Here is a 21,465-nt window from a genome sequence, read left to right as displayed (position 1 = left end):
TCCGGTTCTGGCGGCGGATATTGTTCAGCCGGTCGCGGCGATGCCTTTTTCATGGACCGGCTTCTATGCTGGCGGCCAGGTCGGCGGCGGCTGGAACGACAGCCACTGGTCGGGCGATTTCGTTCCCTTCAACACCAATGGGTCGGGCGGAATTTTCGGCGGCCAGATCGGCTACAACTATCAGATCGGCCAATATGTCATCGGCATTGAAGGCGACCTCGCGGGCTCGACCGTGAAGGGTGACGACCAATGTTCGAATGTCCTAGGCACGGTCTGCGAGACCAAGCAGGATTACCTGGGTTCCGTGCGTGGCCGCCTCGGCTATGCGGTCGATCGCTTCCTGATCTATGGCGACGCCGGTGTCGCCTTCACCAAGTATAAGATCGCTGAGGTCGATTTGGCTGGACAATCCTTCGGCGGCGGCTCGCGCGTCGGCTGGACCGCGGGCCTCGGCGTCGAATATGCCCTCACCGACCATTGGACCGCCGGCGTCGAATAGAACTATTACGACTTCGGCACCAAGGCCGGCGAAAGCGACAGGATAGCGGGCTTCTTCGTCGACAATCACGACACGCAAAATGTCGTCGTCGGCAAGATCAACTACAAGTTCTAGGACAATTCCAGGAAAGTGCGTAGGGGCTTTCCTTAGCGCATTTGCGTAAGAAGGGTCTGAGCAGACCCAGGCGATGGTTCGGGTCGTCACTGCATATGCCCGGTATCCCGTAATTTAGTTTGCATGCATATGTTTCAAGCCACTCTGGCTTCGTGAAGCATTTCACCGTTCGCGCGCAATCCACCGGTTACAGACGCATCGCAAAAGCGGCGCCGGGAAGAGGCGGCACCGGTTTGCGCCGCTGATTTATGGGGGTTTACATGTTCAAAAGTCTCAACCGAATCCGCGCCGCCTTCGCGCAGGCCAGCAAGCGCCGCCGCACGACGCGCGAGCTCAACGAGCTGCCGACCGAGATCCAGAAGGACGTCGGCTGGCCCGACAGGGCCGAGCCGGACGAAATCCGGTTGCCGTTCTAAAACACAGCGCCGCCCCGGCGCGGCCGGCGTGTCGCCGTGCCCCGCCGATGGTGGTGCTGGACACGCAAGGCGGGCCGGCTACCGCCGACGGGTAGTCCTCAGCCTATTTCCGCGACGACTGTCCCTGACACCGGATCGGTCACGCCGAGGTCGCCGCCGAGGTCTTCGAGCATATCGCGGAACGTGTCGAGAATGCCGATCATCATCGGGCGCGCCGCGGCGAGGCTGTCCATATTGTTCCATTCGCCGACCATGCAGAATGTGCGCTCGCCGGTCTTGATAAGGGCGCCCTTGCGAAAGCCCTTGGCGTCCAGCGAGATCTTCGCATGCGCATCGATGAAGGCCTTTTCCTTGCCGGGCTTGGTGCGAAAACGGACGACGTTGTAGGCGGTCATGGCTTCCTCCGCTCAGTTGAGATCAGCCGGCTGGCTTGTAAGCGCCGGCGGCCTTGTTGGCGGCCGCGATCACCGCCTTCATGTCGAGTTCTTCGAGAACGACCATGTCGCTCACCGAACCGCTTGCCCGCACGGCAAGCGTCATGCCCATCCCGGCAATCTGATCCGGCACCTCGCCATTGACGATGACGTCGTAGATGCCGCGCGTGAACATCAGGCTGCTCATCTTGCCGCCCACGCTTTCAAAGAGCGCCTTGATTGCGGCTTCCCGATTCGATCCTTGCATCAGCCCCTTGGCGGCGTGGGGCTCGTAAGTCGCCAATATGGTAACCTTCATGGGATCCTCCTCCAGATATCATGTCCCGGGCTGCCCAATCCTGTGGCCAGCACGGACTTCCTTTCTGACATTTGACGTGGTCTGTGGACCGCCTGGGCAATACGGCAAACCGACGGGTCAGCCGGAGCATGGCTTCGGCTTCCAATAATATGCGTTTTTTCTAATATAACGACAATCCCGCTAGGCGCTGGGGCACCTTGCCGATTTATCGGCCGTCGTGAATGGCCGTCGTTACCCCAGCCACCACCACAGCCCGCCAATCACAAACGCGATGGCCAGCGCAACGCCGACAAGCATCGCATAGGATCCCATGATCATCCCGTTGATGATCTTCTTGATGCTGGCGCGGTCGTTGAGGTTGGGGAAGGGCTCGTTGGGCAGCGCGACCCCGAGGAAATCGCAAAGCGGCGCCCAGCCGTCGCTGACCTTGAACACCAAAAGCTTTTCCGGCGGCACTGCCGCCTTCACCTCGTCGATATAGGAATTGTAGCGCGCCACCGCCTTGTCGCGGTCGTTCATCACGCCCCTCAGCGTTCGGCCCCAGACCAGCTTGCGCGACATGTCGCCGAACTTGCGGCCGAAGGGCGTGAGCCATTCCAGCACTTTGAACTGCCAGACATTCTCGGTGAAGTAGATCGTGTCGATCGTGCTGTCATACCAGGCCTCGGCGCCGCGCGGATGCAGCGTCAACAGCACTTTGGCGTCGGGATAGGCGGCCATCAGCTCGCGCCACACGCAGCAGCCCGGATTGTCGACGGTCGCCCGGTAATTGGAAAAGACCCGGTTCCAGTCGTGCTGGCTGCCCGGCTGGCTGTTCGCCACCTTGCGCCAGAAGTCGAGATGGCCCTTGTTGGCCTTGTTGATGATGACTTCCTGCATGTGGTAGCTCGGAAAGCCCAGCCGGTTCAGCGCGGCGAAAGTCGACCACGTGCCGGTGCGGCCGAAACCGGCCCCGATGACCTCGAGTGTCATGCGCGTCCCCCTTTGGTCCGGATTGATTTTCTCTCGGCTTCCGATTCCTTGGTCGCGATGGTGCGCCTGGCCCACCGATCGCGCAATGACTTTCCATTAGCGCTCGCGCAAATTTGTGGGCCAAATGTCGCCTGGACGATGCGCCATGACCGTTTTGTGTATTCACGCGAAAGGCGCGGCCTGATAATAGGTCAACCAACCTGACCTAAATAAGCACTGCGGGAGGTGCGCCTTGACCCTGTTGAACCTTCTGGCCTCGCGCTCCTCGCGCATGAAGGCTTCGGAAATCCGCGAGCTGTTGAAGCTGCTCGACCAGCCGGACATCATCTCCTTCGCCGGCGGCATTCCCGACTCTTCGCTTTTTCCCGCACAGGCGATCGGCGATGCCTACCAGGCGGTGCTCGGCGGCGCCGAGGCGGGCGCCGCGCTGCAGTATCAGGTCAGCGAAGGTTTCCTGCCGCTGCGCAAATGGCTGGCCGCCTATATGGGCAAGCTCGGCGTTCAATGCGACGAAGGCAATATCTTCATCACCTCCGGCTCGCAGCAGGCGCTCGACTATCTCGGCAAGCTGTTCCTGTCGCCTGGCGACACGGCCCTGGTCACCTGGCCGACCTATCTCGGCGCGCTGCAGGCCTTCAACGCCTATGAGCCGCGCTACGACCGGCTGAACACCGCCGGCGGCAACATGACGCCGGAAGCCTATCGCGCTGCCGCCGCCGCAAATGGCGGCAAGGTGAAATTCGCCTATCTGGTGCCGGATTTCGCCAATCCGACCGGCAATACGCTGGACGCCAAACAGCGCGAGGCGGTGCTCGACCTGGCCGGCGAGCTCGACATCGCCGTGATCGAGGACGCCGCCTACCGCGCGCTGCGTTATGATGGGGAAGGCGTGCCGCCGATCCTGGCGCTCGACTGCGCCCGTTCCGGCGGCATCGATAAGGTGCGCACGCTCTATTGCGGGTCGTTCTCGAAGATACTGTCGCCCGGCATGCGCGTCGGCTGGGTCTGCGCGCCGCATCATGTGGTGGAAAAGCTGGTGCTGATGAAGCAGGCGTCCGACCTGCACAGCCCCTCGATCAACCAGATGGTCATGCACCGCGTCGCCGAGACGATCTTCGACGCCCAGGTGGACAAGCTGATCGGCGCCTACCGCAAGCGGCGCGACGCGCTGCTTGGCGCGCTCGAGGCCAACATGCCCGACGGCATTTCCTGGAGCCGACCGGACGGCGGCATGTTCGTCTGGCTGACGCTGCCGGAAGGCGCCGACGCCACCGAGCTTTTGGCGCGCTCGGTCAAGGAGGCGCGCGTCGCCTTCGTGCCGGGCAACGCCTTCTACGCCGACGGCACCGGCCGCAACACGCTGCGCATGTCGTTCACCCTTGCCGACGACCGCGCGGTGAACGAAGGCGTGCCGAGACTGGCGAAGCTGCTGCGAGGATAAGCCTTCAATCACCGCCGTCTCGCGCAGGCGTGATTGGTAGTGCGCAGGCGTGATTGTTCGCGCGGCCGATTCCTCGGTTAGTGTCGCGACCGATCCAACACCCCCTGGATCGACCCGACCGTGGGGTCCCACCTCCATGGTCCAAACGAAAGAGCCCCGACGGCCTCCACCGGCGGGGCTTTTTCGTTTTCGCCTGTCCGCGAAATGTCAGCGAGTGGGCAAGGGGAGCCGCGGGGATTTTCTCCGCGATGGGAAGTCTCTGTCGGCCTGCATCGTTCATTGCCACAGGTTCAGGTAGGCCGCTGCAGGGAATGAGCCCTTCCGCAAGAATCCGACACCGCCGCCATGCGGCCGTTTTGGCGCAGCCGGAAAAGACGCCCGGCTCTTGTCGGGAGAGGCGGGCAAGGCTCATATGCGAGAGTGCACGAAGAGGATTGCATGGTGAATGACGCATCGCCCCGCGTGACGCTGCTGCTCGGCAGCGCGCCGGATGTCATGCGCTGCGTTGCGTGGCCCAAGCATACATTCGCCAGCATCGTCGCCATCAACAACGCCTGGCGCGTGCGCCCCGACTGGGACGTTCTGGTGCATGCCGGGGATTTTCCGCCCGACCGCATGCCGCGCCCGCAGGAACTCAGGCAAGCCGAGATCTTCAGCGCCGCGCATTATGTGCCGGCGCAGAACAGCTTTGGCGGCTTCGTCTATGCCGGCGCCACCATGTCGCTGACGTCGGCCTATTGGAGCATTCACAGCCAGAAGCCGGACGTGCTCGCCCTTCTGGGCTGCGACATGATCTATGACGGCGCCGGCAACACCCATTTTTACGGTGTCGGCCGCGCCGATCCGCTGCGCGACGACGTCACGCTGCAGAGCCTCGAGGCCAAATCCGCGCGCCTTCTTTTCCATGCGCTGCGGCGCGGCACGCTGTGCATCAACCTGTCGGACCTGCCGCGCAGCAGGCTGGTTTTCCCAAAGCTCTCCTTCGAGGACGTGCAGGTGTTGTCCATGTCGCGAGTCCTGGCCATGCAGGCCGAGTTGTATGCAGGATTCGACCGTGAGGCGGTTCAGGCGGCCGAGGCGATGGAGCGCGAGTTCGGCTACTTCTACGAGGACGGGATGTACTGGAAGCATCTCGGCGAGATAGACCGGGCAAAGCTTGCTGGCATCGATCGGCTCTGGATGGCGGCTGCCGCGGGCCTAGCGATGCCGGCGGTCGCCGAATGCAGCGCGGCGGAATAGAGATCGTCATCGGCCGCCGTCACGCAAAGTTGCTCGGTGCCGCTCGGCCCTTTCAGATAGGCTCTACGATCGCTGTCAGGGAGGACGGCCATGATCCCACGCCCAAGCCTCGTCGCATGCGCCTTCGCTGTCTTCGCCACCCAGGCGTTTGCCTTCGAGATATCCAGCCCGTCCGTCTCGGACGGCAAATGGGATGCGAAATACCTCGGCGACAAGGCCGGCTGCGGCGGACAGAGCGTCTCGATCGCGCTTGCCTGGAAGGATCCGCCGGCCGGCACGAAAAGCTACGCGCTGACCATGTTCGACACCGATGCCAATGGCGGCAAGGGTTTCTGGCACTGGCTGGCCTGGGACATCCCGGCGAGCGCCAAGGGACTGCGCGAGGGCGCCGGCGCGCAGGCCGGCAAGCGCATGCCCAAGGGCTCGGTGCTGGGCAAGGGCGGCGTCGGTCGCGCCGGCTATTTCGGCCCGTGCCCGCCGCCCGGCAGCGGCGACCATCACTACGTCTTCACGCTCTATGCGCTGGGTGAAAAGACATTGCGCATACCGGCCAACCCGTTGCCGGAGATGGTCTCGGTCGCCGCCAAGAGCTCCGCGCTCGGCCAGGCGACGGTTACGTATACGTATAGGAGGTAGCGGGGCGCCGGCGATAGCCAAATCTCCACCCTTGTGGGGGAGATCAGCAGTCACTCCGCCGCCTCCAGCTTATCCTGCGTCTTCGTCTCGAAGTCGCGGGCGTCATGGCGCTCGCGCAACTGGAAGGCCGGGTCGCCGGACATGCGGTTGACCATGCGCCCACGGCTTACCGCCGGGCGCGCGTCGATCGCGTCGGCCCAGCGCTGCACATTCTTGTATTCATGCACCGAGAGGAACTGGGCGGCGTCGTTGTAGCTGCGGCCCTTGGCGAGCCCGCCATACCAGGGCCAAACCGCCATGTCGGCGATCGTGTAGTCTGGCCCGGCGAGATATTCGCTCTCCGCCAGCCTGCGGTCGAGCACGTCCATCTGCCGCTTGGTCTCCATGGCGAAGCGGTCGATCGCATATTCGATCTTGTGCGGCGCATAGGCGTAGAAATGGCCGAAGCCGCCGCCGAGATAGGGCGCCGAACCCATCTGCCAGAAGAGCCAGGAAAAGGTCTCTGCCCGCGCCGCGCGCTCGGTCGGCAGAAATTCGCCGAATTTTTCCGCGAGATAGGTGAGGATCGAACCGGATTCGAACACGCGCACCGGCTTCGGCTCGCTGCGGTCCATCAGCGCCGGGATCTTCGAGTTCGGGTTGACCCCGACAAAGCCCGAACCGAACTGGTCGCCATCGCCGATCTTGATCAGCCAGGCATCGTATTCCGCTCCCTTATGGCCGAGCGCCAGGAGCTCCTCCAGCATGATCGTCACTTTCTGGCCATTGGGCGTGGCCAGCGAATAGAGCTGCAGCGGGTGCTTGCCGACCGGCAGTTCCTTCTCATGCGTGGGGCCTGCGATCGGCCGGTTGATCGAGGCGAACTCGCCGCCGTTCGGCTTGTTCCAGGTCCAGACTTTCGGCGGGATGTATTGGTCCATGTCGGAGGCCTTGTGTGTCGTGAGGGGCGGGAAAGTCTGCCACGGATGCCGATAGACTTAGGTGCGGTTTTGCGCGCGTCAAAGAAAAAAGTTCAATCTTCGTTGAACTAGCGCTTGTGCCAAGCCGTCAAGGGGGAAATCCGCCCTTGCGTCGCGCGCCTTCGGCCATACTTATAGGCAAAGACCCGCAACGCAGGATGGATCGATGACCATCGGGAAAATTTCGCGCTCCGTCGTTGCCGTGCGCGCCACCGTGCCGGACGACGCTTTCACCGCCAATGCGCTGGGCACGCGCCGCGAGGGCAGCGGCGTCGTGATCCGCGACAATGGCCTTGTGCTCACCATCGGCTACCTCATCACCGAGGCCGAGGAAGTGTGGCTGACCGACCAGGACGGCCGTGTGGTCGCGGCCCACGCGCTGGCCTACGACCAGGAGACCGGTTTCGGCCTCGTCCAGGCGCTGTCCCCGCTTGGCCTGCCGGCGGTCCAGTTCGGCAACGCCAGGAAGGCCAATATCGGCGACTCCGTGACGCTCGCCGACGGCATCGGCCAGCAGGTCGACGCCCACATCGTCACCAAGCAGGAATTCGCCGGCTACTGGGAATATCTGATCGACGAGGCGATCTTCATCGCACCGGCGCACCCGTCCTGGGGCGGTGCCGCGCTGTTCGACCGCGACGGCAAGCTGCTCGGCGTCGGCTCGCTGCGGTTGCAGATGAGCCGTGCCGGCGAGGTCGCCGACATCAACATGGTCGTGCCCATCGATCTTTTGACGCCGGTCCTCGACGATCTCATCAAGCGCGGCCAGACCACGACGGCGCCGCGTCCGTGGCTCGGCGCCTTCTCGGCCGAGTCGAACGGCATGGTGGTGGTGATGAGCGTCGCCGAAGGCGGTCCGGCCGCGGAGGCAGGGCTGCGCCAGGGCGACATCATCTCCGACGTGCGCGACGGCGAGGTTGACGGACTGGCCGATTTCTACAGAAAACTCTGGCAGAACCCGGCTGGTTCGGAAATCCCGCTGCGCGTCGTGCGCGACGGCCGCGAGACCTGGCTGCGCGTCAAGTCCGCCGACCGCAATTCCTTCCTGAAGAAGCCGCAGCTGCAGTAGGCTCGGCGCCCTTATGCATCCCAGGCTGCTGAAGACCTTTCTGGCGGTCGCGCGAACGCGCAACGTCACGCGTGCGGCGCAGGAGGTCAATCTCGCCCAGTCGAGCGTCAGCGACCAGATCCAGGCGCTGGAGGCCGAGCTTGGCGCCAGCCTCTTCACCCGCTCGCGGCAGGGGCTGGACCTGACGCCGGCGGGCGGGGCGCTGAAACCCTATGCCGAGGAACTGCTGGCGCTCGCCGACGACGCGAGGGCCGCCGTCGATGCGACCAGGGCCGGGCCGGCCGGCGGCCTGTCGATCGGCGCGCTGGAGACGATCGCCTCGGCAAGGCTTGCCGGCTGGCTCGCCGACTTCCGTGCCGCGCATGCCGATATCGACATCAAGCTCAAGATCGCCGGCAGCGGCGAGTTGCTGCGACGGCTGGGTGACGGCGAGATCGACGTCGCTTTCTGTTTCGAGCGGCCCCCCGAGCTTGAAGATGCCGGCGCGCCGGACCGGCGCCTTGCCAGGCGCGTGGTGGCGGTCGAGCCGCTTGCGCTGATCGCGCCGCCTGCCGACAACCGCGCCGATGTCGATCTGGCGACCCTGGCCGAAAAGCATTTCGTCGCCACCGAGACCGGCTGCGTCTACCGCGCCATGGTCGACAAGGCGTTCGCCGGAGCAGGTCTGGGCAAGCCAAGCCTTGCCGCCGAAGCCGGCAGCATCCACGCCATAGCCGGGCTGGTGGCGGCCGGCGCCGGCTTTGGCCTCGTGCCGAGGTTGGCGGTCGCCGCCGCGATCGATCGCGGCGAGGTGGCCGAGCTTGCCTGGCCCGGCCCGGTCCGCTCGGCCGACGTCGTGATGACCTGGCGCCGCCGGCGCGTCCAGCCGCCGGCGCTGAAGGCGCTCTTAACAGCAATAGGCAAGGGCTTCGCGCCGGTCACACCAGCCGGTGCCCGCCCTCGACATGCAGCGTCTCTCCCGTCGTGAAGCCGTTGCCGATCAGGAAGCGGATCGCGTCGGCAATGTCTTCGGGCAGCCCGACGCGTCCCGCGGGTAACCGCTTCGCCATGGCGGCCAGGGTCTCAGCCTTCCTGTCGCCCGCGACGAATTCCCAGATCGGCGTGTCGACCCAGCCCGGGGAGACGGCGTTGACGCGGATCGGCGCCAGCTCGACGGCCAAAGCCCGCACCAGCCCTTCCAGCGCCGCGTTGACCGCCGCGACCACCGAGCCGCGGGCCGCCGGCCGGTAGGCGGCAATGCCCGACACGAAAGTGAGCGAGCCGGTTGGCGGCAGCTTCGGCGCGCCATGCTTGGCAAGCAGCAGCGGCCCGTAGAACTTGCTCTCCACCACCCGCTGCGCGGCTGAAAGCTCGATCTCCGGCAACAGCCGGTAGGCGCCTTCGATTGCAGCCGCGGTGCTGACGATATGATCGAGCGGCCCGATACGCTCGAAAAGTGCGGCGACCTCATCCTCTTGGCTGATATCGACCGCCGCCGTTTCGAGCATCCCCGGCCGGCCGAGTTCTTCCCGCGCCGCGCCCAGCTTCGCCTCGCCACGCCCGGCGATGACGACGCGCGCACCGTCCCCGAGGCATCGCCTGGCGAGCGCCAGTCCCATGCCCGAGCTGCCGCCGACGATCAGGATTGTCTGCTTGTCCATGTCCACGCCTTTCCTTTGCATGGACAGGGTTTGACAGGCCGAGACGCGAAGCGGAAACGGAAGAAATCGATGGCGCGATCGGAAGCTCCGATAGCGAGGTCCGCGGGCTCGCCGAATTACACCGCAAGCCTGGCATAACCGGTCGCGCGACCTGGCCGCGCACGAAATCCGCCGGCTGCGGTTCCCCCTTGAGGAAACCCCGACAGCGGCAACCTTGACTTGGGCCGAGCCCGATCCAGATGCACAGTACGGGCTCCCGAGTTCATGCATTCCGCACCACTCCTGATCGTCGACGCCTTCAGCAGACGAATGCCCGCCGAAAGGAGACATCCGTGAACAACAAGTCGCTTATCCTGCTGACCACGTCGCTGGTTTCCGGCCTCGCATTGTCGCTCGGTGCGACGACTATCGCGTCCGCGCAAAGCGCGACGACCATGGTGGTCGGCGCCGATACGACGTTCCCGCCCTTCGAGACCGAGACGAACGGCCAGGTCACCGGCTTCGACATCGATATGATCAATGCGATCGCCAAGGCCGAGAGCATGACGGTCACCCTGAAAACGCTGCCGTTCGACGGCATCATCCCCAGTTTGCAGGCAGGTTCGATCGACGCCGCGGTCGCCGGGATCACGATCAAGAAGAGCCGCATGCAGAACGTCGAGTTCAGCGACGCCTATTACAAATCCGGCCTTTCGGTGTTGGTGAAGAAAGACTCCGACATCAAGAGCTTCGACGACCTCAAGAATGGCCATGTGGTTGCCACCAAGAAAGCAACCTCATCCGTCGACTATCTGACCGGCCATGGCGTTCAGCAGGACTATATCAAGCAGTTCCAGAGCATCGACGCCGCCTATCAGGCGTTGGAAACCGGCGGAGCGGACGCCGTCATCTTCGACAATCCGGTCAACCTCAATTTCAAGGCCGCCCATGACGATGTCCAGACCGTCGGTCCTTTGCTGACCGGCGAATATTACGGCATTGCCGTCAGCAAGCAGAAGCCTGAGCTGGTCGGGAAGATCAATGACGGCCTCGCCAAGATCAAGCAGAGCGGCGAATACCAGAAGCTTTTCGATAAATATTTCGGCGGCGATACCAGCGGCGTGGTCAAGGACGTGCAGAAGCCGGATGCCGTCGCGATCTCGGGCTGAGCCTGGTTCTGATCGTGTGAACGACTGATCTTTCCGGGCCGTCTTGCCAATGATGGCCCGGAAGTTGACCCAGGGCACGTTCATGGACCCTATAAGACAAAACCTACCTGTCCTCCTCGACGGCTTGCGGCTGACCATCCAGTATTCGGTCGTCGCCATCATTCTGATGGTGGCCATCGGCCTGGTCGCGGCGCTGATGCGGCTGTCGACGATCGCGCCGCTGCGCTGGATCGCGACCGGCTATGTCGAGATTTTCCGCTCCACCCCACTTTTGGTGCAGCTTTTCTTCATCGTGCTCGGCTTGCCGGCGATCCTGCCCGTCAACCGTTGGTTCGGGCAACTGACCTATCCCATCCTCGCCGCCGCCCTCACGCTCAGCCTCAATGAAGGCGCCTATGTCACCGAGATCATCCGCGCCGGCATTCTGGGCGTCGACCGGGGGCAGAAGGAAGCGGCGCAGTCGATCGCCATGAACGGCTTCCAGACGATGCGCTACATCGTCCTGCCGCAGGCGTTCAAGCGGATGATCCCGCCGCTGGTCAACCAGGCTGCCCAGACCATCAAGGACACCTCGCTGCTGGCGCCTGTCGGCATTGCGGAGCTTGTCTACAAGGGCCAGATCGTCATTGCCGAGACCTTTGCCTCCTTTGCGATCTGGGGGCTGATTGCCGCCCTCTATTTCATCCTCATCTTCTCGCTCTCGAAGTTCTCGTCCTACCTGGAGAGGAGGCTTCAAGTTGATAAACGTTAAGGACCTTCACAAGTCCTTCGGCCATAACGAGATCCTCAAGGGGATAACCACCCATGTGGGGGAAAAGGAGGTCGTCGTCGTCATCGGCCCCTCGGGGAGCGGCAAAAGCACGTTCCTGCGCTGCTTGAACGGGTTGGAGACGGCTACCAGCGGCGAGATCGAAATCGCCGGCATGGTGCTGACCGATCCGAAGACGAACATCCACCAGTTGCGCCAGCATGTCGGCATGGTGTTCCAGCAGTTCAACCTGTTCAAGCACCTGACCATCCTGGAGAACGTCACGATCGGGCCGCGCAAGGTCAAGAAGATCCCGACTGAGGAGGCCAACAGGGTCGCGCGCGAACTGCTGGCCAAGGTCGGCCTCGTCGGAAAGGAAGAAAGCTACCCCGACGAGCTTTCCGGCGGCCAGCAGCAGCGCGTGGCGATCGCGCGCTCGCTGGCTATGGGACCGAACGTCATGCTCTTCGACGAGCCGACCTCGGCACTCGATCCCGAAATGGTGGGCGAGGTGCTTCAGGTCATGAAGACTCTCGCCGTCGAGGGCATGACGATGGTGGTCGTCACCCATGAGATGGGCTTTGCCCGCGAGGTCGGACATCGTGTGATCTTCATGGATGACGGCATGATCGTCGAGGAGGGAGCGCCCAAGGCGCTTTTCTCGGATCCGCAGAGGAACCGCACGAAGAGCTTCCTGGCGAAGATCCTTTAGACTCTCCTGCTGACAGAAACTGGCACGAGAGGAGGCTACATGGGCCGCGGAATCGGCGAGACTGTCTCCCGATCAGCAATGCGGCAGAGGTGACGATGGCCCCGATCAAGGTCGATCCGGACAAGGTTCGCGAATTCCCCGATGCCGAAAGCTTCTACGCCTGGCTGGCCGACAACCACGCCGGCGAAAGCGAAGTCTGGATCAAGGTCCACAAGGTTGGTTCCGGTCTCGCCTCGATCACGCCGAAGGAGGCGGTCGACGTCGTGCTCTGCTTCGGCTGGATCGACGCGGTGCGCAAGTCGCTCGACGACAAAAGCTTCCTGCAGCGCTACACGCCGCGCGGCAGGAAGAGCATCTGGAGCAAGATCAACATCGACAATGTCGCGCGCCTGACCGAGGCGGGCCGCATGACCGAGCATGGCCTGCGCGAGGTCGAGGCGGCCAAGGCCGACGGCCGCTGGGACCGTGCCTATGGCGGGTCGAGGGAGATGACCATCCCGCCCGACCTGCAGGCCGCGATCGATGCCGAGCCGAAGGCGAAGGAGATGCTGGAAAAGCTTTCCGCCCAGAACCGCTTCGCGCTCGCCTTCCGCACCCACAACATGAAGACCGAAGCCGGGCGCAGGAAGAAGATCGCCGATCTCGTCGCTATGCTGGCGCGCGGCGAGACGATCCATCTGCAGAAGAAGTAGGGCATGATCCCGAACCGAAGGACCGCGTCTAGCGAAAAGTGGTTGCTGGTTTTCGGAGAAGATCATGCCTCACTAAGACCGCAATCAAAAACGCCGCCCGGAGGGGCGGCGTTTTCGGGAGCGATGATCCTGAACCCTTTTGCAAGCGGTCCCGGATCATCCGGTCATGAAGTTCGAAACGCGTCAGGCCTTACGCGGCCTTCTTCGCAACATGCTTCTTCGCATGGTGCTTGCGCACGTGGTGCTTCTTCACGTGATGCTTCTTGGCATGATGCTTCGAGTGCTTCCTCACGTGATGATGCTTGCGAGCATGATGACGGTGATGCTTGCGGTGATGCTTCTTGTGCGGGCCATTGCTGGCCGGCTTGGCGGCATCGGTCGCTGCCGGCTTCGCGGCTTCGGCGGTCGCAGCCGGAGCAGTGGTGGTCGTCGTGGTTGCGGCGGTCGTAGCGGCGTTGGCTTCGGTGGTGCCGAGCGCCGGCACCGCAAAAGCGAGCGCGACGGCAAGGCCGAGTGCGGAAAGAAGGGTCTTTTTCATAATCGGCATTCCTTGGTTAAGAACAATGTCTTTTGTCGCGCGCCGCAAATCATCGGCTGCTCCGGTGCCGCTTATGACAGCCGCCTTTTTCGCGAGTTTTTCCCGACTGTTGAATCTTGTTTCCAGATTGTGTCTGGCGCTTTCCCTAGCGGAAGGGGATGGCCGCGTGGCGAGCGGTCGGCAACTGTCATCTTGGCGATCAGACACCTGCTTGCGATGAAGGTGGCCTGGCTGGTTTGAGGGTAGGCCTTTCATGAGCCCAATCGCGCGATGCGTGCGAATTCCGCGCCCTAATCATTCGATCCGATCGATGCCATCTTGCTGTCGACGAACCCGAACAGGAGCAGGAACAATGACCACCAACACAGATCATTCCGGCAAGGTGGCGCTCGTCACCGGCGGCAACCGGGGCATCGGCCTGGAGACGGCGCGCCAGCTTGCGGAACTCGGCTTCACCGTGCTGATCGGCGTGCGTGATCTTGCCAAGGGCGAGGCGGCGGCGAAGCGGCTTGGCGGCAAGGTCGAGGCCATCGCGTTGGATGTCGCCGCGCCTGAGGCGGCAGCCCGCGCCGCGGCCGAAGTCGAACGCCGCTTCGGCCGGCTCGACGTTTTGGTCAACAATGCCGCGATCCACTATGACCCTTCGGCACGGGCGCTCGAGCCCGACTGGACGATGATCCGCGAGGCATTCGAGACCAATGTCTTCGGCGCCTGGCGTGTCGCGGTCGCCTTCGCGCCGCTGCTCGGTGCCGCCGGCCACGGCAGGCTGGTCAACGTCTCGTCGGAGGGCGGTTCACTCGCTTCGATGGGAGCCGGCGCGCCGGCCTATTCGACCAGCAAGGCGACGCTCAACGCCCTGACCCGCATCCTGGCCGCGGAACTGCGTGGCGCGGGCGTGCTGGTCAACTCGGTCTGTCCCGGCTGGGTCGCGACCGACATGGGCGGCCCTGGCGGACGCCCGGTCGCGCAAGGCGCGGCCGGCATCGTCTGGGCCGCGACCTTGCCCGACGACGGCCCGACCGGCGGCTTTTTCCGCGATGGCAAAAAGCTGCCGTGGTGAACAGGCGTCGGTGGGAAGGATATTTCCCAATTTGGGTAAATTTCTCTTGTTCCCAGTTTGGGAAATGGCTATATGGGTGCATGCAAATCGTCAGCAGGAAAGCGCTCGTCACCCTCTGGACGAAGCACCCGCAATCAAAAATGCCACTGACGGCCTGGTTCAATGCATCGAGCAAGGGCAGAGTGGAAGGGACCGGCTGACATCAAGGAACAGTTCGGCACGAACGTCGATTTCGTAGCTGATGACCGAGTGGTGTTCGACATTGCGGGCGATAAGTACCGGCTGATTGCGCATGTCAGCTATACGTTCAAGAGGGTGCTCATCAAGTTCGTCGGCACCCACGCTGAGTACGACAAGATAGACGCGGAGAAGGTGTGATGGACAACATCCGACCCATTAAGACGGAAGCCGATTACGATTGGGCGATTGCGGAGATCACTCGCTATTTTGACAAGGAGCCGGTTCCCGGCACGCCTGACGCTGATCGTTTCGATGTTCTTGCTGAACTCATCGAAGCATACGAGGCAAAACACTACCCTATCGCGGAAACCGACCCGGTGGACGCGATCACTGCTCATATGGAGATGGCCAATCTCAGCAGGCACGCGCTGGTAAAGCTGCTCGGATCGGCGTCGCGTGCATCTGAGATTCTAGCCCGCAAGCGAGCGCTGACGATGGACATGGCTTTCAAGCTCAATCGTGAGTGGCATATCCCCGCGGAGGTCTTGATCGTTCCTTATCACTTGGTCGACCAGGGCGACAAAAAGGATAAAAAAGCCGCCGCTCGCGCTTGATCGTCCTGGAGCGTCTCATCGACGCGTGACCGCCTCTTGATCGTCTCCGGCAACCGGTCGTCCCATTCATCCGCCATGCTACGAAAATAGCATTCCAGGCTCGCGAAATGTGATGCTAGGCTTGCGCCCGTGCACCCAAGGCACACCGCGGCCAGCCCGCAAACCGGAGGCCCGCAGGAGGAGGAGCGGCAGAGCGGGATCGAGGCTCCAATCCGAAAGAACTGTTGAACCATCGCGAGGCAGCCGCGTTTCCCGTGGTTGCCACCAGGGAGGAACCACCAGTGAAAGCATCCTATCTCGTCTCGGCCGCGCTCCTTGCGGCATCCGCAATGCCGGCGGCGGCCGGCGAAATCTCCGACGGCAAGGTCAAGATCGGCATTCTCAACGACCAGTCGGGCGTCTATGCCGATTTCGGCGGCAAGTGGTCGGTCGAGGCCGCCAAGATGGCGGTCGAGGATTTCGGCGGCAAGGTGCAGGGCGCGCCGATCGAGATCGTCAGCGCCGACCATCAGAACAAGCCCGACATCGCCTCCAACATCGCGCGCCAGTGGTACGACACCGAGCAGGTCGATGCGATCATGGAACTCACGACGTCCTCCGTTGCGCTCGCCGTCCAGGGGCTTTCCAAGGAAAAGAAGAAGATCGACATCGTCACCGGCGCGGCCTCCACCGACCTTACCGGCAAGCAATGCTCGCCCTACGGCTTCCACTGGGCCTATGACACGCACTCGCAGGCCGTCGGCACCGGCGGCGAGCTGGTCAAGCAGGGCGGCGACAGCTGGTATTTCATCACCGTCGACTACGCTTTCGGCTATTCGCTGAAGGACCAGACCGCCAAGCTTGTCGAGGCAAGCGGCGGCAAGGTGCTGGGCGAGGTGCGCTATCCGCTCGGCTCCACCGACTATTCCTCCTTCCTGCTCCAGGCGCAGTCCTCCGGCGCCAAGATCGTCGGCCTCGCCAATGCCGGTCTCGACACCTCCAACTCGATCAAGCAGGCGGCCGAATTCGGCATCGTTGCCGGCGGCCAGCGGCTTGCGGCGCTCCTCTTCACGCTCGCCGAAGTGCATGGGCTTGGCCTCCAGGCGGCACAGGGCGTTGTGCTGACCGAAGGGTTCTACTGGGACCGCGACGACAAGAGCCGCGAATTCGCGCAGCGCTTCTTCAAGCGCACCGGCCGCATGCCGAACATGATCCAGGCCGGCACCTATTCGGCGGTGACGCAGTATCTGAAGGCCATCGACAAGGCCGGCACCGACGCGACCGAGGCGGTGGCCAAGGAACTGCACGAAATGCCGGTCAACGACGTCTTCACCGCCAACGGCAAGGTGCAGGCCGACGGCTCGATGGTGCACGACATGTATCTCTACCAGGTCAAGAAGCCGGAAGAGTCGAAGAAGGACTGGGACTACTACACCTATCTGGCGACCATTCCCGGCGACAAGGCCTTCATGAAGGCCGAAGACAGCGGCTGCCCGCTCGTCACCAAGTGACGCTCGACACCGCCACCGCTGTCCGCCCGGACAGCACCGACAAGACGCCGCGGGTGGTGCTTTCCGCCCGCGGTCTCAGGCGCGACTTCGCCGGCTTCGTCGCGGTGAAGGATGTCGACCTCGACGTCCACCAGGCCAAGATCCATGCGCTGATCGGCCCGAACGGCGCCGGCAAGACCACCATCTTCAACCTCTTGACCAAATTCCTGCAGCCGACCAGCGGCAGGATCGAATTGCTCGGCACCGACATCACCCGCGCGCCGCCGGCGAAAGTGGCGCGCATGGGCCTCGTCCGCTCGTTCCAGATATCGGCGATCTTTCCGCACCTTTCCGTGCTCGACAATGTGCGCGTGGCGCTGCAGCGCCCGGGCGGGCTTGGCTATCAGTTCTGGCGCCCCGTCTCGGCGCTGGACGAGCTCACGCCGAGAGCGCGCGAGCTGCTTGCCATCGTTGGCCTCGACGACGCGGCGCATCGTCTCGCCGGCGACCTCTCCTATGGCAGGAAGCGCGTGCTGGAGATCGCCACGACATTGGCGCTCGACCCGAAGGTGCTTCTGCTCGACGAGCCGATGGCCGGCATGGGGCATGAGGATGTCGGCACGATTTCCGGCATCATCCGCTCGCTGGCGAAGGACCGCGCCGTGCTGATGGTGGAGCACAACCTCACCGTGGTCGCCGATCTCTGCGACTGGATCACCGTCATGCAGCGCGGCCAGGTGCTGGCGGCCGGCGACTACGCGACGGTGAGCAAGGACGAGCGCGTGCGCGTCGCTTATATGGGGACCGAGCATGAGTGAGCCGCTGCTGGCCGTGCGCGACCTCCACGCCTGGTACGGCGAGGGCCATGCGCTGCACGGCGTCAACCTCGACGTCATGCGCGGCGAGACCGTCACGCTGCTTGGCCGCAACGGTGTCGGCAAGACGACGACGCTGCGCGCCATCATGGGGCTGATCCGCAAGCGCGCCGGCTCCGTCACCTTCAACGGCAAGGAACTGATCGGCCTGCCGCTGCACCGCGTCGCCCATCAAGGCATCGGCTTCGTGCCGGAGGAGCGCGGTATCTTCGCGACCCTCACCGTCGACGAGAACCTGATCCTGCCGCCGGTCGTGGCCAAGGGCGGCATGAGCGTGGAAGAAATCTTCGAGCTCTTCCCCAACCTCAAGGAGCGCCGCAACAGCCAGGGCACGAAACTGTCCGGCGGCGAGCAGCAGATGCTGGCCATCGCCCGCATCCTGCGCACCGGCGTCGAGATGCTTTTGCTCGACGAGCCGACCGAAGGCCTGGCGCCTGTCATCGTCCAGCGCATCGGCGAATTGCTGACGACGCTGAAGAAGCGCGGCATGACCATCCTTCTGGTCGAGCAGAATTTCCGCTTCGCCGCCCGCATCGCCGACCGCTTCTATCTGATGGACCACGGCAAGGTGGTGGAGGAGTTCCCGGTCGGCCAGCTTTCCGCGCACACCGACAAGCTGCACGAGGTGCTGGGAGTATGATCGCGCCATGATGACGGTCTTCGGCATCCCCATCCAGGCACTGCTCGGCCAGCTTCTCGTCGGTCTGATCAATGGTTCGTTCTATGCCATGCTCAGCCTCGGCCTCGCCGTCATCTTCGGCCTGCTGCGCATCATCAATTTCGCCCATGGCGCGCTCTATATGCTGGGCGCCTTCATCGGCTATCTGCTGCTCGTGCATTTGGGCATCGGCTATTGGCCGGCGCTGGTCCTGGTGCCGCTTATCGTCGGCCTGTTCGGCATGGTGGTCGAGCGCCTGGCCTTGTCGCGGCTCTACCGCCTCGACCCGCTTTACGGCCTGCTCTTCACCTTCGGCCTCGCCTTGGTGATCGAAGGCGTGTTCCGCTATTACTACGGCGTCTCCGGCAACCCTTATGCCGTGCCGACGCTGCTTGCCGGCGGCACCAATCTCGGCTTCATGTTCCTGCCCAATTATCGCGGCTGGGTGGTGGTGGCCTCGCTCATCGTCTGCATCGGCACCTGGCTGCTGATCGAGAAGACCAGGCTCGGCTCCTACCTGCGTGCGGCGACCGAGAACCCGGAGCTGGTGCAGGCCTTCGGCGTCAACGTGCCGCTGCTCTTGACGCTCACCTACGGGCTGGGCGCGGCCCTTGCGGGCCTGGCCGGCATCCTCGCCGCGCCCGTCTACCAGGTCAGCCCGCTGATGGGCTCCGACCTCATCATCGTCGTCTTCGCCGTCGTCGTGGTCGGCGGCATGGGCTCGATCCTGGGCGCAATCGTCACCGGCTATATGCTCGGCCTCGCCGAGGGCCTGACCAAGGTCTTTTACCCGGAAGCCTCGAACCTCGTCGTCTTCGTCATCATGGTGATCGTGTTGCTGCTCAGGCCCGCCGGCCTGTTCGGAAGGGATGCCTGAGATGAGCGAGGCAACCCTGCACCAGGAACGCGCCGCTGCCTCGCTCAGGCTGGAGCGGGCGCTGATAGCGCTGGGCATCGCGGCGCTGATCGCCGCACCCTTCTTCGTCTATCCGATCTTCGTCATGAAGATGCTCTGCTTCGCGCTGTTTGCCTGCGCCTTCAATCTCTTGCTCGGCTACACCGGCCTGCTGTCCTTCGGCCACGCCGCCTTTTTCGGCGGCGCGGCCTATTTCTGCGCCTACGCCGTGAAAGCCTGGGGCTGGCCGCCGGAGGCAGCCATCCTGCTCGGCACCGCGGGTGCGGCGCTAATGGGCCTCGTCATGGGTTTCCTCGCCATCCGCCGGCAGGGCATCTATTTCTCGATGATCACGCTGGCGCTGGCGCAGATGTTCTATTTCTTCTGCGTCCAGGCGCCCTTCACCGAGGGCGAGGACGGCATCCAGGGCGTTGCGCGTGGAACGCTCTTCGGGGTGATCGACCTTAACGTCACCATGAACATGTATTTCTTCGTGCTCGCCGTCTTCCTCATCGGCGTCTTCGCCATCTGGCGCATCGTCAATTCGCCCTTCGGCATGATCCTGCGTTCAATAAGAGAAAACGAGAACCGCGCCATTTCGCTCGGCTATTCCGTCGGCCGCTACAAGCTCGCCGCCTTCGTCATGTCGGCCACGCTTGCCGGCTTCGCCGGCGCGACCAAGGCGATCGTCTTCCAGTTTGCGACGCTCACCGACGTCACCTGGCAGATGTCGGGCGAGGTGATCCTGATGACGCTACTCGGCGGCATCGGCACCATGGTCGGCCCGGCGGTTGGGGCGGGCCTCGTCGTCGGCATGGAGAACACGCTTGCGACCTCCGGCTTCCCGGTGACGATCGCCACCGGGCTCATCTTCATGGTCTGCGTTCTTATCTTCCGGCGCGGGATTGTCGGAGAGATCTATGCGCGGTGGCTGGGGCGGTAAGGCGATAGCCCCTAGGCGGCCGCCTCGAACCGCTCGATCTCTTTGAGCTCTTCCTGAAGCGACGCGCCCTCGACGGCCAGGTCGTAACTGGCCTGCATGTTCATCCAGAACTGCGGTGTCGTGCCAAAGAACTTTGCCAGACGCAAAGCCGTGTCCGGCGTAACAGGCGTGGTCTCGTTGGCCAGACGCTCGATACGCGTGCGTGGGACGTGGAGCTTCTTCGCCAGCGTGTATGGTTTCAGGTCGAGCGGCTCGAGAAACTCGGCCCTCAATATCTCGCCGGGGTGAATGGGTCTGTCGAGGTTGATCATTCGGTTCCGCTCCTGCGAAGAGAGCTGGTCGGCTCGCTAGTGATAATCGGTGATCTCTACATAGTCCGCCCCGCCATCGGTCCATCGAAAGCAAACGCGGAATTGTTCGTTTATACGAATTGAGTACTGGCCGGCGCGGTCGCCTTTCAGCGCCTCAAGTCGATTTTCCGGCGGGACCCTGAGATCCATAAGTTCGTTGGCATTGTCGAGCATGAACAATTTCCGCTGAGCGGTACGAAGCAGATCTGCTGGAACCCTTTCGGAGCTTTGCCCGTCGAAACCGCTTCTGTGGTCTTGTCCTTGAACGAACGTATCATCCACCGCCCTCGAATAGTATCTTCTCATGATACGTTCCTGCGATCAAGCGCGAAGTATCATGTGATGATACGAGATGGAATCATGCTGAAGGTGCATCCACCGGCACCTCCAGCCCCACCTTCACCCGGTCCATCGCCACAAACGTCCGGAACCGCTTCACATTGTTGTTCTCGAAGAACAGCCGCCTTGTCAGCGCCTCGTAATCGGCCATGCTCGCCACGGTGACGACCAGGATGAAGTCGGCCTCGCCGGTGACGTAGTAGCATTGCTGCACTTCGGGCACTTGCGCGAAGCCGCGCTTGGCGGCGTCGATCAGCTCGGCGCGCTCGCTCTCCACCTCGACCTCGACGAAGATAGTGATCGGGTGGCCGACCTTGGCCGGGTCGACCAGCGCGACATTGGCGCGGATGACACCGGTCTCCTCCATGCGCTTGATGCGCCGCTGCACGGCCGGCGCCGAGAGGTTCACGGCCTCGCCGATGGCGCGCTGCGGCGTGGCGTTGTCCTTTTGCAGGACGGCGAGGATGGCGCGATCGAAGGCGTCGAGTTCGGGCGAAATGGGCATGGCAGCGTTCCAAACGAAACAA

General features: G+C 63.4%; 26 protein-coding genes and 2 pseudogenes. 20 read left to right on the top strand and 8 right to left on the bottom strand.

Annotated elements, in window-relative coordinates; genetic code table 11:
- Positions 1–40 precede the first annotated feature (40 nt).
- Together LB572_RS05385 and LB572_RS05380 are read left to right on the top strand one after the other, a co-directional pair.
- Positions 41–499: an outer membrane protein gene (locus LB572_RS05385; RefSeq protein WP_318013999.1), complete on the top strand. Its 459-nt coding sequence runs from the start codon at positions 41–43 to the stop codon at positions 497–499.
- 374 nt (positions 500–873) lie between these two features.
- Positions 874–1,029 (top strand): hypothetical protein, encoded by a 156-nt coding sequence (locus tag LB572_RS05380; protein WP_224666985.1) that lies wholly within the window; start codon positions 874–876, stop codon positions 1,027–1,029.
- 98 nt (positions 1,030–1,127) lie between these two features.
- Here the strand turns inward: LB572_RS05380 and LB572_RS05375 are convergent, their stop codons facing one another.
- The 3 genes from LB572_RS05375 to LB572_RS05365 form a co-directional block, all read right to left on the bottom strand.
- Positions 1,128–1,424, bottom strand: a complete 297-nt coding sequence (locus tag LB572_RS05375) for a putative quinol monooxygenase (protein WP_140807084.1) — start codon at positions 1,422–1,424, stop codon at positions 1,128–1,130.
- 22 nt (positions 1,425–1,446) lie between these two features.
- Positions 1,447–1,761 carry a GYD domain-containing protein gene (locus LB572_RS05370; RefSeq protein WP_140807083.1) on the bottom strand — a complete coding sequence of 105 codons (315 nt, stop codon included), beginning with the start codon at positions 1,759–1,761 and terminating at the stop codon, positions 1,447–1,449.
- Positions 1,762–1,992: 231 nt separating this feature from the next.
- Complete coding sequence (locus LB572_RS05365; RefSeq protein WP_224666984.1) at positions 1,993–2,733, bottom strand: sulfotransferase family protein; 741 nt, start codon at positions 2,731–2,733, stop codon at positions 1,993–1,995.
- A 271-nt stretch (positions 2,734–3,004) separates the two neighbouring features.
- Between LB572_RS05365 and LB572_RS05360 the strand changes: the two genes are divergently transcribed.
- The 3 genes from LB572_RS05360 to LB572_RS05350 all read left to right on the top strand — a co-directional run bounded on the left by LB572_RS05360 (position 3,005) and on the right by LB572_RS05350 (position 6,049).
- On the top strand, positions 3,005–4,174 hold the full coding sequence (locus LB572_RS05360; protein ID WP_224667121.1) for a PLP-dependent aminotransferase family protein: 1,170 nt from the start codon (positions 3,005–3,007) through the stop codon (positions 4,172–4,174).
- A 438-nt stretch (positions 4,175–4,612) separates the two neighbouring features.
- Positions 4,613–5,413, top strand: coding sequence for a hypothetical protein (locus tag LB572_RS05355; protein WP_224666983.1), 801 nt, complete (start codon positions 4,613–4,615; stop codon positions 5,411–5,413).
- Between the two features lie 90 nt (positions 5,414–5,503).
- The gene (locus LB572_RS05350) at positions 5,504–6,049 is read left to right on the top strand and encodes a YbhB/YbcL family Raf kinase inhibitor-like protein (protein WP_224666982.1); all 546 of its coding nucleotides are present in this window, start codon (positions 5,504–5,506) and stop codon (positions 6,047–6,049) included.
- A gap of 50 nt (positions 6,050–6,099) precedes the next feature.
- On the opposite strand, the gene yghU is transcribed toward LB572_RS05350, so the two are convergent.
- Positions 6,100–6,969: a glutathione-dependent disulfide-bond oxidoreductase gene (yghU, locus tag LB572_RS05345; RefSeq protein ID WP_224666981.1), complete on the bottom strand. Its 870-nt coding sequence runs from the start codon at positions 6,967–6,969 to the stop codon at positions 6,100–6,102.
- Positions 6,970–7,174: 205 nt separating this feature from the next.
- On the opposite strand from yghU, the gene LB572_RS05340 reads away from it, so the two are divergent.
- Positions 7,175–8,077: a S1C family serine protease gene (locus LB572_RS05340; RefSeq protein ID WP_224666980.1), complete on the top strand. Its 903-nt coding sequence runs from the start codon at positions 7,175–7,177 to the stop codon at positions 8,075–8,077.
- A gap of 13 nt (positions 8,078–8,090) precedes the next feature.
- Entirely contained in the window at positions 8,091–9,044 is a 954-nt protein-coding gene (locus tag LB572_RS05335) for a LysR family transcriptional regulator (protein ID WP_224666979.1), read from the top strand.
- Here LB572_RS05335 and LB572_RS05330 read toward each other — a convergent pair.
- Positions 8,995–9,717 carry an SDR family oxidoreductase gene (locus tag LB572_RS05330; protein WP_263497839.1) on the bottom strand — a complete coding sequence of 241 codons (723 nt, stop codon included), beginning with the start codon at positions 9,715–9,717 and terminating at the stop codon, positions 8,995–8,997. The genes LB572_RS05335 and LB572_RS05330 overlap by 50 nt on opposite strands.
- A 332-nt stretch (positions 9,718–10,049) precedes the next feature.
- Between LB572_RS05330 and LB572_RS05325 the strand changes: the two genes are divergently transcribed.
- From LB572_RS05325 to LB572_RS05265, 13 genes and pseudogenes are all read left to right on the top strand, one after another.
- The gene (locus LB572_RS05325; RefSeq protein WP_224666977.1) at positions 10,050–10,865 is read left to right on the top strand and encodes a basic amino acid ABC transporter substrate-binding protein; all 816 of its coding nucleotides are present in this window, start codon (positions 10,050–10,052) and stop codon (positions 10,863–10,865) included.
- An 82-nt stretch (positions 10,866–10,947) separates the two neighbouring features.
- The gene (locus LB572_RS05320) at positions 10,948–11,616 is read left to right on the top strand and encodes an amino acid ABC transporter permease (RefSeq protein WP_140807073.1); all 669 of its coding nucleotides are present in this window, start codon (positions 10,948–10,950) and stop codon (positions 11,614–11,616) included.
- Positions 11,603–12,325 (top strand): amino acid ABC transporter ATP-binding protein, encoded by a 723-nt coding sequence (locus LB572_RS05315; protein ID WP_224666976.1) that lies wholly within the window; start codon positions 11,603–11,605, stop codon positions 12,323–12,325. The genes LB572_RS05320 and LB572_RS05315 overlap by 14 nt, the downstream gene beginning before the upstream one ends.
- 95 nt (positions 12,326–12,420) lie before the next feature.
- Positions 12,421–13,017 (top strand): YdeI/OmpD-associated family protein, encoded by a 597-nt coding sequence (locus LB572_RS05310; RefSeq protein WP_224666975.1) that lies wholly within the window; start codon positions 12,421–12,423, stop codon positions 13,015–13,017.
- A gap of 166 nt (positions 13,018–13,183) precedes the next feature.
- The gene (locus tag LB572_RS05305) at positions 13,184–13,795 is read left to right on the top strand and encodes a hypothetical protein (protein ID WP_224666974.1); all 612 of its coding nucleotides are present in this window, start codon (positions 13,184–13,186) and stop codon (positions 13,793–13,795) included.
- Positions 13,796–13,907: 112 nt separating this feature from the next.
- Positions 13,908–14,615: an SDR family NAD(P)-dependent oxidoreductase gene (locus tag LB572_RS05300; RefSeq protein WP_224666973.1), complete on the top strand. Its 708-nt coding sequence runs from the start codon at positions 13,908–13,910 to the stop codon at positions 14,613–14,615.
- Between the two features lie 80 nt (positions 14,616–14,695).
- A pseudogene (locus tag LB572_RS05295) lies at positions 14,696–14,993 on the top strand (type II toxin-antitoxin system HigB family toxin).
- Positions 14,993–15,409 carry a helix-turn-helix domain-containing protein gene (locus tag LB572_RS05290; protein ID WP_140809043.1) on the top strand — a complete coding sequence of 139 codons (417 nt, stop codon included), beginning with the start codon at positions 14,993–14,995 and terminating at the stop codon, positions 15,407–15,409. Before LB572_RS05295 ends, LB572_RS05290 begins: the two are co-directional and overlap by 1 nt.
- A gap of 281 nt (positions 15,410–15,690) precedes the next feature.
- On the top strand, positions 15,691–16,899 hold the full coding sequence (locus LB572_RS05285; protein WP_140809041.1) for an ABC transporter substrate-binding protein: 1,209 nt from the start codon (positions 15,691–15,693) through the stop codon (positions 16,897–16,899).
- Positions 16,896–17,696: an ABC transporter ATP-binding protein gene (locus LB572_RS05280; protein ID WP_224666972.1), complete on the top strand. Its 801-nt coding sequence runs from the start codon at positions 16,896–16,898 to the stop codon at positions 17,694–17,696. Before LB572_RS05285 ends, LB572_RS05280 begins: the two co-directional genes overlap by 4 nt.
- The gene (locus LB572_RS05275; RefSeq protein ID WP_140809037.1) at positions 17,689–18,393 is read left to right on the top strand and encodes an ABC transporter ATP-binding protein; all 705 of its coding nucleotides are present in this window, start codon (positions 17,689–17,691) and stop codon (positions 18,391–18,393) included. Before LB572_RS05280 ends, LB572_RS05275 begins: the two co-directional genes overlap by 8 nt.
- A 7-nt stretch (positions 18,394–18,400) precedes the next feature.
- Entirely contained in the window at positions 18,401–19,288 is an 888-nt protein-coding gene (locus LB572_RS05270) for a branched-chain amino acid ABC transporter permease (protein ID WP_140809035.1), read from the top strand.
- A 1-nt stretch (position 19,289) separates the two neighbouring features.
- Positions 19,290–20,249, top strand: coding sequence for a branched-chain amino acid ABC transporter permease (locus LB572_RS05265; RefSeq protein WP_140809034.1), 960 nt, complete (start codon positions 19,290–19,292; stop codon positions 20,247–20,249).
- 11 nt (positions 20,250–20,260) lie between these two features.
- Here the strand turns inward: LB572_RS05265 and LB572_RS05260 are convergent, their stop codons facing one another.
- The 3 genes and pseudogenes from LB572_RS05260 to LB572_RS05250 all read right to left on the bottom strand — a co-directional run bounded on the left by LB572_RS05260 (position 20,261) and on the right by LB572_RS05250 (position 21,443).
- Positions 20,261–20,560, bottom strand: a complete 300-nt coding sequence (locus LB572_RS05260; protein WP_112097758.1) for a HigA family addiction module antitoxin — start codon at positions 20,558–20,560, stop codon at positions 20,261–20,263.
- A gap of 36 nt (positions 20,561–20,596) precedes the next feature.
- Positions 20,597–20,877 (bottom strand): annotated as a pseudogene (locus LB572_RS05255) (type II toxin-antitoxin system RelE/ParE family toxin).
- 80 nt (positions 20,878–20,957) lie between these two features.
- Positions 20,958–21,443: an Lrp/AsnC family transcriptional regulator gene (locus LB572_RS05250; protein WP_140809030.1), complete on the bottom strand. Its 486-nt coding sequence runs from the start codon at positions 21,441–21,443 to the stop codon at positions 20,958–20,960.
- Positions 21,444–21,465: the final 22 nt, after the last annotated feature.

Source organism: Mesorhizobium sp. BH1-1-5 (assembly GCF_020165615.1).
Classification (GTDB): Bacteria; Pseudomonadota; Alphaproteobacteria; order Rhizobiales; family Rhizobiaceae; genus Mesorhizobium.
This window is presented reverse-complemented; position numbering and strand designations above follow the sequence as displayed.